The 12,803-nt window shown below is 64.1% G+C and carries 7 protein-coding genes and 1 tRNA gene; 4 read left to right on the forward strand and 4 right to left on the reverse strand.

Annotation, left to right across the window (positions count from 1 at the left end; genetic code table 11):
- The first annotated feature begins 148 nt into the window (after positions 1-148).
- On the forward strand, positions 149-1,051 hold the full coding sequence (locus ISP20_RS17520) for a cation diffusion facilitator family transporter (protein WP_204637423.1): 903 nt from the start codon (positions 149-151) through the stop codon (positions 1,049-1,051).
- Positions 1,052-1,416: 365 nt separating this feature from the next.
- On the opposite strand, the gene ISP20_RS17525 is transcribed toward ISP20_RS17520, so the two are convergent.
- On the reverse strand, positions 1,417-2,268 hold the full coding sequence (locus tag ISP20_RS17525; protein ID WP_425490861.1) for an alpha/beta hydrolase: 852 nt from the start codon (positions 2,266-2,268) through the stop codon (positions 1,417-1,419).
- A 439-nt stretch (positions 2,269-2,707) separates the two neighbouring features.
- Complete coding sequence (locus ISP20_RS17530; protein WP_204637424.1) at positions 2,708-4,969, reverse strand: TonB-dependent receptor; 2,262 nt, start codon at positions 4,967-4,969, stop codon at positions 2,708-2,710.
- Positions 4,970-5,165: 196 nt separating this feature from the next.
- Here ISP20_RS17530 and ISP20_RS17535 point away from each other — a divergent pair, with 196 nt between their 5' ends.
- Entirely contained in the window at positions 5,166-9,782 is a 4,617-nt protein-coding gene (locus tag ISP20_RS17535) for a DEAD/DEAH box helicase (RefSeq protein WP_204637425.1), read from the forward strand.
- 146 nt (positions 9,783-9,928) lie between these two features.
- Here ISP20_RS17535 and ISP20_RS17540 read toward each other — a convergent pair whose 3' ends face one another.
- Positions 9,929-10,300 (reverse strand): nuclear transport factor 2 family protein, encoded by a 372-nt coding sequence (locus ISP20_RS17540; RefSeq protein ID WP_204637426.1) that lies wholly within the window; start codon positions 10,298-10,300, stop codon positions 9,929-9,931.
- A gap of 166 nt (positions 10,301-10,466) precedes the next feature.
- Between ISP20_RS17540 and ISP20_RS17545 the strand changes: the two genes are divergently transcribed.
- Positions 10,467-10,542 (forward strand) — tRNA-Ile (locus ISP20_RS17545).
- A gap of 65 nt (positions 10,543-10,607) precedes the next feature.
- Here the strand turns inward: ISP20_RS17545 and ISP20_RS17550 are convergent.
- On the reverse strand, positions 10,608-11,735 hold the full coding sequence (locus ISP20_RS17550) for an alkene reductase (RefSeq protein ID WP_204637427.1): 1,128 nt from the start codon (positions 11,733-11,735) through the stop codon (positions 10,608-10,610).
- 122 nt (positions 11,736-11,857) lie between these two features.
- On the opposite strand from ISP20_RS17550, the gene ISP20_RS17555 reads away from it, so the two are divergent.
- Positions 11,858-12,754 (forward strand): LysR family transcriptional regulator, encoded by an 897-nt coding sequence (locus tag ISP20_RS17555; protein WP_204637428.1) that lies wholly within the window; start codon positions 11,858-11,860, stop codon positions 12,752-12,754.
- The last annotated feature ends 49 nt before the right edge of the window (positions 12,755-12,803 follow it).

Genomic DNA, 12,803 nt, shown 5'->3' on the forward strand with positions numbered 1-12,803 from the left:
TTCCCGGTATGACGTTTGGACGCCTACGTCACTCTTTTGTCGGAGCGCACTTGTGCGCGACAAGCGCAGCGCCGAAGGATGCTGTCGCGCACAACTGCGCTCACCGCTCACCGGGCTATCATGGCCCAACCCAACATGGCGACATCGCATGGATACCTCCCGCGAGCAACGCCTGCTGCGCCTCTCCATCGGCGTGACTTTCCTGGTCGGTGTCGCCTGTATCGCCGTGGGTCTGCTGATGCGCTCGCAGGCCATCGCGTTCGATGGTTTCTATTCGCTGGTCGATGTGGTGCTCACCGCCGGGTCGCTGGTGGTGTCGCATCTGGTCACCAGCGAGGGCAGCCGGCGCTTCCAGTTTGGTTACTGGCATCTGGAGCCGCTGGTGCTGGTGTTCAACGCGGCGGTGCTTACCGCGATCTGCAGCTACGGCGGCTTTGCGGCCCTGCATGACTTGTTGACCGGTGGCCACGAGCTGGCGTTCGGCTTCGGTGCGGCGTTTGCGACGGCCATGGGCGTGGTGAGCCTGGTGATGGCGCTGTACATGCGGCGCCAGGCAAGAGCGTTGGGTTCGGTACTGCTGCAGTTGGACGCCAAGGGCTGGCTTATCGGCGGCTGCATCAACGTGGCGGTGGTGGTGGGTTTCGCGATGGCGGCGATCATCCAGGGCGGCCCGTTCGATCACTGGACCCGCTTCATCGACTCTGCCGTGCTGTTGCTGTTGATCCTGGCACTGCTGCCCTTGCCACTGGGCAGCCTGTGGCATGCGCTGCGCGAGGTGCTGCAACTCGCGCCCGATGCGCTCGATCAGCGCGTGCGCGATGTGATGTCGGCGATGATTCGGGAGCGGGGCTATCTCGACTTCACCAGTTACGTGGCGAAGATCGGCCGCATGCGGTTTATCGACATCCATATCCTGGTGGAGTCGTCCCGCCCGCTGGGCGACATGGGCGATGTCGATGCCGTGCGGCATGAGATCGCCACGCGCCTGGGCACGGATATTCGGGCCGAATGGCTGACTATTGTGTTCACCGGCAAGCGGGAGTGGATGTGAGCCATTCCTTTCTTTCTGTGGGAGCGCACTTGTGCGCGACGAGCCAGCGGTGCGGTGAGCTTCAAGGTTGCCGTCGCGCACAAGTGCGCTCCCACAAGTAGGCTCGGGCTAGCTTCGCTTCTGCAACCAATCGCCCAACTGCTTCAACACCTGGCTGCGCGCAGGCTCGGCGTTGTTGAACAGCTCGTGATGCAGCGGGCCGAAATAGCGGGTGACTTTGCTGGCGGCCCATGCGTTTGAAGAGAAGGGTGGATCCTCATTCTCCACTGTGGGAGCGCACCCTGTGCGCGACGAAGCGCTGCGAAGTACCGCTCCGTAGATTTGTCGCGCACAGGGTGCGCTCCCACAAAAAAAAGGAGCTTCGGCTAGCTGCGCTTCTGCAACCAGTCGCCCAGCTGCTTCAACACCTGGCTGCGCGCAGGCTCAGCCTCATTGAACAGCTCGTGATACAGCGAGTCGAAGTAGCGCGTGGTGACCTTGTTGCCGGCCCAGGTGGCCGAGGAAAAGTCGCGGCTGCCCGAGGGATTGACCAGCTTGTCCGCGCCGGCCACCAGCAGCAACGTAGGCACGGTGAGCTTGGAGGCATCCGCTACCGAGGCATCGCCCGCGCGGAAGATGAAATCGGCCAGTCGCGGCGTGACCCAGCCGTGGCGCAGCGGATCGGCGCGATAGGCCGGTTCCACCTGCGGATCGTGCGAGAGCTTGTTGAACGGCAGGCCGTTGGGCATCGGCAGGTTGGGCAGCGCCTTGGCCAGCGTAGCGGCGAGCTTCTGTCGCCACGCCGGCTCCCAGGTGCGCAGGGCAGGCGAGGACAGCACCAGTGCCGGCGGCTGCACGCGGCTGTCCAGCACGGTGCGTGCGGCCACCAGACCGCCCATGCTGTGGCCGAGCAACAGCGGCCGCTTCGGCAGGGACTGGGCGTAGTCGTTGTAGACGGTGGTCAGGTCTTCCAGCAGATCATCCGGGTGCGCCAACGCGCCGCGCCGGCCCGGCGTCTGCCCATGGCCGCGCTGGTCGTAGCTGCGCACCGCGTAGCCGCGGGTGTGGAACCACTGCGCCATCCGCTGGTAGCGGCCGCTGTGCTCGCCCAGGCCGTGCACGATCAGCACCGCGTCATGCGCCCGGCTGCTCGGCCAGTCACGCACGAACAGCGGCTGGCCATCGGCCATGCTGAGGAGCTGGGAGCGTTCGCTGCCGTGGTCGCCCGGGTGGTTCACATCGTTCACTCGACGGTAAAAGTCCGCATTCTGCAACAAGCGGGGTGTGTTTTGCGCCTTGCAATGGGTTATCGCCAGAGACCAGGGGGTAGCGGCAGACCTCTTAAGCTCGTCATTCCTGCGCAGGCCGGAATCCAGGCGCGGTGCGTTGCGCTCGTTGCGACGGTTAGGATCGGCCTTTTAGGGCGGCCCAGCGAAAACCGCACTGCACCCCCCTTACGCTCGTCATTCCGGCGCAGGCCGGAATCCAGGCGCGGTGCGCTGCGATCGTTGCGACAGTTCTGATCGGCCTTTGATGACTGCTCCGCGATAACCATATGCATCGCACCTGGATTCCGGCCTGCGCCGGAATGACGAGCGGTGGGGCCAAAGTAAAGGGGAGCGACAAGTCGCTCCCCTTCTTCGTATCGCATGGCCAGCGGTCAGGCCACCAGCAACATCAGAAGTCCGCGCGGAACTCCACGCCAATAATGCGCGGGTCGTTGACGAACGCGGTGCGGTTGTTGAAGTCGATCGCGCCGGTGATGTACTGCTTGTTGGTGATGTTGCGGCCATACAGGGCGATTTCGCGCTTGCCGAAATCCCAGTTGTAGCCCACGCGCACACCGCCTTCGAGCGCCGGCTTGCCGCGGAATTCTTCCGAGTCGTACAGGAAGAAATTCACTTCGCTGCGGTAGCTCCAGTCGGTGTAGACGAAGAACTCGCCGCTCTCGCCATACGGGATGCCGTAGCGCGCGGTGAAGTTGCCGATCCACTGCGGTGCGTTCGGCAGCGGATTGCCGTTGACCAGCGCATTGCCGTCCGCATTGACCGGATCGAGCACGGTGCAGCCCGAGCCGCACACGGCCACGGCCAGACCCGGATCGTCCAGCTTGGTGTGGTTGTAGCTGCCGCCGGCAGTGAGGATGAAGTTCGGCGTCACGTACGCTTCGAGGTCGAACTCGGCGCCGTAGCCCTCGGTCTTCTTCGCGTTGATCAGGCGCGTGACGTTGATGTCGCCGCCCACCGCGGTGAGCTGCTGGTTGTGCATGGTGTAGTCGTACACGTCGGCGTTGAAACGCAGACGGTTGTCCATGCCGGTGGTCTTCACGCCCAGCTCGTACGAGGTGATCGTCTCGGGCTTGGCCTGCGAGATGAAGTCGGCAAACAGCACGCGGCCCTGCACGCTGGGTGCGCGGAAGCCGTTGGCGATGCGGCCGTACACGTTCACGTTGGGATTGAGTTCCCAGGTGCCGGTGAGGTCGCCGCTCCAGCGCGCGTCGTGCGGGTTGGCGCTCAGCGACAACGGGCCGCCACCGATCGGCGACAGGATGCGGTCGACATGGAAATCGCGCGAATCGTGCGACCAGCGCGTACCGGCACGCACGTCGAAATCGTCGGTGATGTGATAGTCGGCCGAACCGAACACCGCATACGCCTTGGTCGTCTGCGCCTGCTGCGCGTAGCCGTCCATCGCGTGGTTGTTGAGCGTGGCGTAGTCGTAATTGACGATCGCGATGTTTTCGTAGAAGTAATACGCACCCACCTGCCAGTTCAGGCGATCCTGCGGATTGCTGGCCAAACGCACTTCCTGCGTGATCTGGCGATCGTGCGGCAGCGCATCGGCGGTTTCCGACGGGAACGGCGTCTGGTAAGCCACCTGGTTCGGCGCGAGCGGAATGGCGATGCCGCCGTCCACGTCGCCGAGGCTGTACGTGGTGGCCTTCTCGAAGCCGGTGATCGAGGTGAGCGTGTAATCGCCCAGGTTCCAGGTGAGGTGCAGGTTGCTGCCCCACGAGAACAGGTGCTGGCGGTTGAGGCCATCCTGATAGACCACGTCGCGATCGAAGCCCGGTGCGAGGCTGTCGCTGCCCAGCGGAATCGCGTTGGCGCGATTGACCATGGCGCTGCCGTCGAGCCAGCGGCCGTGCACGTTGATCAGCGCGTTGAAATCCTGCACGTCGTACATGGCCTGCAGACGCACGGCGCGGTCGTTGTAGCCGCCCAGATCGTCCTTCTTACCGGTGTAGTCGTTGTCGATCCAGCCGTCGCGATGCTGCGCCAGCGCCGACACGCGGCCCGACCAGTTGCCGCCCAGCGAACCGCCCAACGCGGCTTCAGCATTCGCCGTGCCCTTGGTGCCGTACGAGGCCTTGGCGTAGCCGCTGGTTTCCTGGCTCGGCTTGACCGAATCGAACTTGATCACGCCCGCCGGCGAGTTGCGGCCGAACATGGTGCCCTGCGGACCGCGCAACACTTCCACCTGCTGCAGGTCGAACAGCGGGAAGCCCTTGAGGATGGGGTTTTCCTGCACGATGTCGTCGTACACCATCGACACCGGCTGCGACGCATTCAGATCGAAATCGCTGTTGCCCAGGCCGCGGATATAAAAGCGCGGGAACTCACGACCGTAGGAAGTCTCGGCATACACGCTGGGCGCGCGACCGGCGAGCTGCAGCACGGTATCGCCGGACTGGCCGTAATTGCCCAGCTGCTCCGCGGTGATCACGGTCATGGAGACCGGCACCTTCTGCAGGTTCTCAACGCGTTTTTCGGCGGTCACGTTGATGGTTTCGAGCTGGACGGGCTTGCTGTTCTGCGCCTTGGCCGGGGTGGCGGCGGGCGGATTCGCGTCCTGTGCGAAAGCGGTCGTTCCTGCGGCAAGGGCGGTGGCAATGGAAAGGGCGAGCAACGCGAAACGCGTGTGGCTGGCGGCGGTCATTGGATGGTCCCCAGGGGAAAAGGAAGGGCAACGGAGCAGGAAAACGCCGCAAGAACTGAGTTGACATCGCGGCTTAACGATATTGTTACGTAATTATGCGAGGGACTGAAGCGAATTTTCTTTCGAAACAGTTGCCAGAAGTCTTGACGTCCCCATATCTCTTACTCTGAGAACGTCCCGCGCGAGACTTAAGTCCATGCCCCTGCACGACTTTCATCCCGCCGTTGCCGCCTGGTTCCAGGGCACCTTTCCTGAACCGACCGCACCGCAAAAAGCCGCTTGGCCGTCCATACGGGCAGGCCGGCACACGCTGGTGGCCGCACCCACGGGCTCGGGCAAGACGCTGACGGCCTTTCTTTCCGCCATCGATGCGCTGGTGCGCGAAGGCGTGGCGAACGACGGCGTGCTCCCCGATGCCACCACCGTGGTGTACATCTCGCCGTTGAAGGCGCTCTCCAACGACATCCGCATCAACCTGGAAGCGCCGCTGGAAGGCATCCGCGCGCAACTCGCCGCGATGGGCCTGCCCGATGTGGCCATCCGCACGGCCGTACGCACCGGCGACACGCCACAGGCCGAGCGCACGCTGATGCGCAAGCAAGCGCCGCACATCCTCGTCACCACGCCCGAATCGCTGTACATCCTGCTTGGCTCCGAGTCGGGCCGCACGATGTTGTCGAGCACGCGCACGGTGATCGTGGATGAAATTCATGCGCTGGCGTCGAGCAAGCGCGGCGCGCATCTGGCGTTGTCGCTCGAGCGATTGGAGTCGCTGTGTCAGCGGCGGTTGTTGCGGATTGGGTTGTCCGCGACGCAGAAGCCAATCGAGGACGTGGCCAAGTTCCTGGTAGGAGCGCACGCTCTGCTCCCTCTCCCCTTGCGGGAGAGGGCCGGGGAGAGGGGGCAACCTAGCGACACCCCCACAAAGAAGCGCGCTTCGAAATCCACCGAGGCAAGCCCCGACCCCTCATCCGACCCTTCGGGCCACCTTCTCCCCGGCGGGGAGAAGGAAAGAGACAGCGTCAACATCATCGACGTCGGCCACACCCGCGAACGCGACCTCGCCATCGAAGTCCCCCCGGTGCCGCTCGAATCGGTGATGTCCAACGACTGCTGGGAACTCGTCTACAACCGCCTCACCCAACTGGTGGAGTCGCATCGCACCACCCTGGTCTTCGTCAACACGCGCCGCATGGCCGAGCGCGTAGCGCGCCATCTATCCGAACGTCTCGGCAAAGAGGCAGTCGCCGCGCACCACGGCAGCCTTGCCAAAGAACAACGACTCGATGCAGAACAACGCCTCAAACGCGGCGAACTGCGCGTGCTGGTCGCCACCGCTTCGCTGGAACTGGGCATCGATATCGGCGACGTGGATCTGGTCTGCCAGCTCGCCTCACCGCGCTCCATTGCCGCCTTCCTGCAGCGCGCCGGCCGCTCCGGCCACGCGGTGAACGGCACACCCAAGGCTCGCCTGTTTCCCACCTCGCGTGACGACCTGGTGGAATGCACCGCGCTGCTCGACTGCGTGCGCCGCGGCGAACTGGACACACTGATCCAGCCCCCGCAGCCGCTCGACGTACTCGCGCAACAGATCGTGGCCGAAGTAGCCGGCCAGGAATGGAACGAAGACGCGCTCTACGACACCCTGCGCCGCGCCTATCCCTACCGCGATCTCACGCGCGATCAGTTCGACGCCACCGTGCGCATGCTCGCCGACGGCTTCACCACCCGGCATGGCCCCCGCGCTGCCTATATCCATCGCGATGCCGTGCACAAGCAATTGCGCGCGCGCCGCAATGCGCGGCTCACCGCTGTCACCTCGGGCGGCGCCATTCCCGACACCGCCGACTACCTGGTGGTGCTGGAACCGCAAGCCACCATCATCGGCACGGTGAACGAAGACTTCGCCGTGGAAAGCCTCGCCGGCGACGTCTTCCAGCTCGGCAACACCAGCTACCGCATCATTCGCGTCGAGCGCGATCGCCTGCGCGTGGAGGACGCGCAAGGCGTGCCGCCGAATATCCCGTTCTGGCTGGGCGAAGCGCCGGGGCGAAGTGCGGAGCTGTCGCACGGCGTATCGCGTCTGCGCGAAGAAATCGCCACGCGCATCGATGAAGGCGGCGTACCCGCCGTCATGCACTGGCTGATGCATACGCTGGGCATGAACGAAGCCTCCGCCCAGCAGCTGGCCGAATACATGGCCGCCGCCAAGGCCGCGCTCGGCGTGCTGCCCACGCAGGAAACGCTGGTGTTCGAGCGTTTCTTCGACGAGTCGGGCGGCACCCAACTGATCATCCACACGCCATGGGGCAGCCGCATCAATCGCGCCTGGGGCCTGGCCTTGCGCAAGCGCTTCTGCCGCCAGTTCAACTTCGAACTGCAGGCGGCGGCCACCGAAGATGCCATCGTGCTGTCGCTCTCCACCAGCCACAGCTTCCCGCTGGAAGAAGTGTCGCGCTACCTGCACTCCAACACGGCCGAACACGTGCTGGTGCAGGCGTTGCTTGATGCGCCGCTGTTCCCCGCGCGCTGGCGCTGGAACGCCACCACCTCGCTTGCCTTGCCGCGCTTCCAGGGCGGCAAGAAAGTGCCGCCGCAATTGCAGCGCATGAAGAGCGAAGACCTGCTTGCCGCGGTGTTCCCCGATCAGGTCGCGTGCCTGGAAAACATCGTGGGCGAGCGCGAGATTCCCGATCATCCGCTGGTCAACCAGACGCTGCACGACTGCCTGCGCGAAGCGATGGATATCGACGGCCTGCTGCACATCCTGCGCGGCCTGGAAGACGGCTCCATCCAGGTCGTGGCCCGCGATCTCGCGGCGCCGAGTCCGCTCGCCGGCGAAGTGCTCAACGCCGCGCCCTACGCCTATCTCGATGATGCGCCGCTCGAAGAGCGCCGCACCCAAGCCGTGCAATCGCGCCGCTGGTCCGATCCGGAAAACGCTGACGACCTGGGCCGCCTCGACCCCGAAGCCATCGCCTCGGTACGCGAAGAAGCGTGGCCGCAAGTGCGCAGCGTCGACGAAATGCATGAAGCGCTCACCATCCTCGGTGGCATCACACAAGCCGAAGCCGAGTCAAACGAAGGCTGGGACGCCTGGCTCTCAAGCCTAGCGAAAACTCACCGCGCCACCCGCTTGTCTCCCTCTCCCCTCGCGGGAGAGGGCCGGGGAGAGGGGGCAACCTCGCCCCAGTCCCACGCTCCCGGCATCTGGACCACCGCCGAATCCCTCCCCAAGTGGCAAGCCGTCCACCCGGCCGCCATCCTGCATTCACCCATCGACGCCCCCGCCGACTACGCCAAACAACCGTGGTCGCGCGAAGACGCCTTGCTCGAACTCGTGCGCGGCCGCCTCACCGGCGCCGGCCCCATCACCGTCGCCCAACTCGCCGCTTCGCTGCAGGTCGAACAAAGCGACATCGACCTCGTGCTGCTACGCCTTCAATCCGAAGGCTACGTCATGCAAGGCCACTTCACGCCCGGCACGCACGAGATCGAATGGTGCGAACGCCACCTGCTCGCGCGCATCCATCGCTACACCATCGGCCGCCTGCGCCGCGAAATCGAACCGGTCAGCCGCCGCGACCTGATGCGCTTCCTGTTCGAATGGCAGCACGTGGCACCCGGTGCACGCCTCAGCGGCCCCGATGCACTGCCCGCCGTACTCACCCAGCTCGAGGGCTTCGAAGCCGCCGCCGGCGCCTGGGAAAGCGAACTGCTGCCCGCGCGCATCAACGACTACTCGATCACCTGGCTGGACGAACAGATCCGCGCCGGCCGTGTGAGCTGGAGCCGCCTGCGCAGCGGCACCGGCAGCAGCGGCCCCGTGCGTGCCACACCCATCGTGCTGCTGCCCCGCCGCAGCCTGCCGATCTGGACCGCCACCGCCGCCATCGATGCGAATGCGCAGGACGTGATCGTTTCCTCGCGCGCCCAAGCCGTGCTCGACGCGCTACGCGATCACGGCGCCCTGTTCTTCGACGAACTGTTGAACGACACCCACCTGCTGCGCACCGAACTGGAAGACGCCCTAGGCGAACTCGTCGCCGCCGGCCGCGTCACCGCCGACAGCTTCGCCGGCCTGCGCGCCCTGCTCGTACCCGCCGCCAAACGCGACGCCCACCGCCACCGCCGCCTGCGCAGACACATGCTCACCGGCATCGAAGACGCCGGCAGATGGTCGTTAGTAAGGTCAAACCGTGGAAATCTTCTACCCTCCGGGGAGAAGATGCCCGGCAGGGCAGATGAGTCCCGAAAAGGGGATGAAGGTCGGGTGCTCGAGAAATCGTTGCCTAATGCGAGCCAAAAGCCCGACCCCGACCACCTAGAACACATCGCCCGCAGCCTCCTCCGCCGCTACGGCGTCATCTTCTGGAAACTGCTAGAACGCGAAGCCTCCTGGCTCCCCAGCTGGCGCGAACTCTTGCGCGTCTATCACCGCCTCGAAGCAAGGGGCGAAATCCGCGGCGGCCGCTTCGTCGAAGGCCTGGTCGGCGAACAATTCGCCCTACCCGAAGCCATCACCCGCCTGCGCGCCGTGCGCCAACAAGAACCCCAAGGCGAACTCGTCCTGATCAGCGGCTCCGACCCCCTCAACCTTGTCGGCACCGTACTAGCCGGCACCAAACTCCCCGCCGTCGTCGGCACCCGCGTCCTCTACGAAGACGGCGCCGCCGTCGCCGCCATGGTCGCAAACAAACCGCAATGGCTCGTTGAATCCACCACCACCCAGCAACAGCAATGGCGCAACGCACTGCTGCGTCGCGCGGATGCGGATGGATTAAAAGCGGACGCGCGAGCCGCAGGCTTCTAGCGCGCCATCCCTGCGAGACCCCCGAAAGAGGCGAGGGCAGGCTCTTCCCTAGCTCGTCATTCCGGCGTAGGCCGGAATCCAGCGCCCCACTGGCCGGCTATCGCGAGCGACCCCCATCGGGCTCCTACAAACAAGCCCCACCCCAATCACTCACTGTAATCCCCAATATAAACCAACAACCCATCCCGCACCCGAAACTCACTCCGCCCATTCAACGTAATCGACTGCCCCGCCCGCACCCCATTAGGCAAGTCAACCGCAAACGTCCCATCAAACAGGATGTGCACCGTAGCCGTCCCATCCCGCTCCTCATAAGCAAGAATCACCTGCCGCCGCGCCGAAAACAGAAAACTCGAACTCTGCGCCAGATGCCTTAGCTCATCGACCCCAAACGTCCGCACACTCAACACACCCGCGGTGTAATTCTCAAACACCACCTCGCGATGCATCGTCGCCGCCATCCCGTCGACATCCATGCGGTTATAGGCAGCCAGGTAACGTTCGATCAACTCGCGCATGGCGCATCCTTCAAAAGCGGGCGCCAGCCAGGGCGCGACAGCGCAAAGTCTACGTTACCCGCACCATCCCGCCGAATACCCACCCCCAAACCGTCCCAACCCCGTCGACGCCCCCGCCCGACCCCGCTACCATGTTCGCCCCAAGCCAGCGCAACGCCGGCAGCATGGGCCTATAGCTCAACGGTTAGAGCAGGGGACTCATAATCCCTTGGTTCGAGGTTCGAATCCTCGTGGGCCCACCAATTTCGAAAGTCATTTTTGGACTTGGTTTGATGCGCAGCCTATGGCTGAAAGGTCTGTCACCCTTTCAGTCAAGGTAGATCTTTTCCGGCGTCTCCAACGCGGCGGCGTAGTCGATATAGCCTTCTGCGCCTCCCTGGTAGTACGTCTCGCGGTGCGAGCCGGCAAGCGGAAGATCTTCGCGCAGCCGGCGAACAAGATCGGGGTTGCCAATGAACGGTGTGGCAAACGACACCAGGTCGGCATTGCCGGATGCCACGATGGCACTGCCCGACAATCCATCGAAGCCGCCGTTGGCCATCAGCGTGCCACGGTATCGCTGCCGGTAGTAGCCGATGGTGTCCTGTAGCGCTTCGACCGGCGACCCAGTCAAGTCGCGATTGGCGCGAACGATCTGTAGATGGGAAAGCGGCAGCTCGTCCAGCCGGTCGATCAGTTCGTTGTACGTGGCAACCGTGTCTTGGTTGGGCGTGAGGCTACCCATTGTCAGAGTAGGGCTGAGCTTGATGCCGACACGCCCCGCTCCCCATTCGCCCAGAGCCGCCTCAAGGATCTCCAGCACGATGCGTATCCGGTTGACCGCGCTGCCACCGTAAGCATCCCTTCTGGTATTGAGGTCGCTATGCAGAAACTGCGGTAGCAGGTACGTCGTCGCGGCATGAATCTCCACGCCATCGAAGCCCGCATCCCTGGCGTGACGCGCGGCCAAGGCGTATTCCGCTACCGTCGTGCGGATGTCCTCAATGGTCATGGGCCTGGGCGTGAGCGTTTCCTTGAATCCCGACGGTGTGAACGTGCGTTGGCCGGGATTGATCGCAGACGGCGCCCAGGGAAGATCGCCATCAAAGAAATCCGGATGCGACACGGCACCCGAATGGGCCAGCTGCGCAAAGATCAAACCGCCTGCGCCATGCACCGCATCAGTCACCGCGCGCCAACCCTCAACCTGCTCCGCGCGAAAGAGACCGGGCACGTTGATGAAGCCAACGCCGCGCCGGCTGACCCAGGTGCCCTCGGTGATGATCAATCCTGCCGTTGCACGCTGGCGGTAGTACTCCACATGAAGCGCGCCGGGAGCCATGGCGGTATTGCAGGCGCGACCGCGCGTCATCGAAGCCATGACGACCCGGTTGGATAGCTTGAGAGCGCCTGTGTCGTAAGGCAGGAACAAGGAGGTGGGATTGGCAGAGGTCATGAGCAGTCCTTCGAAAACGATGCAAGCCCGAAACAGCGGGCTTTGCGGCTGACCGCGATGTTTGCACCATTCCAAAGGTCGTAGTAATAGAGTAAATCGACTACGACTTATGCAGTTTTCGTATGAATGACCGATTCCTGTCCATGCAACTCTTTGCGCGTGTTGCTCGCGCCGGAAGCTTTTCGGTGGCTGCTCGCGAAACGGGACTCTCCCAGCCCAGCGTTTCCAGAGTGGTGCGTGCGCTGGAGCAGCGCATAGGCGTATCGCTACTGACCCGAACCACGCGTGCTGTCACCCTGACCGAAGCGGGTGCCGATTATCTGGCGCGCGCCGAGGCCATTCTCTCCGCCTTGGAAGAAGCGGACCACATGGCGCGTGGCACGGGCGAATTGCGTGGCGTGCTTCGCGTGGCGATGTCTTCGTCGTTGGCAGTACGCACCGTGTTGCCACGGCTGGCACGTTTCACCGATCCACATCCGTCATTACGCGTCGAGTTCACCCTGGCCGACGAGCGGCAGGATCTGGTCGGCGAAGCCATCGATGTCGCCGTCCGAGTGGGTTCTCTTGGCGATTCGACCGGCGCGGTTGCCCGGAAGATCGGGGTCATGCAGCGTGTACTCGTTGCTTCGCCTGGCTACCTGGCCAAGAGCGGAACACCTCGCAAGCCAGCCGATCTGCCCAGCCATCCGATCATCATGGGGCCGGCATCGCGCGGCCAGGAGGCCTGGACATTTCACAAGGGTAAGAAGCGAGACACCGTCCGCCTGCGGGGTCGCATCATCATCGACAGCAATGAGGGTGTTGCGGCTGCCGCCGTCGCCGGCATGGGTATCGCATCGTCCGGCCATCTGGGATTTGCCAATGAATTGAATGACGGCAAGTTGGTCCGTCTGCTGGCAAGCTGGCACATGGGCTCGGCAGACATCCACGCCATCTTGCCGGCAGGGCGGGCGGCCAAACCTTCCGCCCGTGCCTTCGCTGATTTCATGGCAACAGCATTCAAGGATGTCATGCGGTGAATGGTGAAGTTGACGTCCGAGCGTTGATGGCCACGATGCTGGCAACGGT

Source organism: Dyella kyungheensis (genome assembly GCF_016905005.1).
GTDB lineage: Bacteria > Pseudomonadota > Gammaproteobacteria > Xanthomonadales > Rhodanobacteraceae > Dyella > Dyella kyungheensis.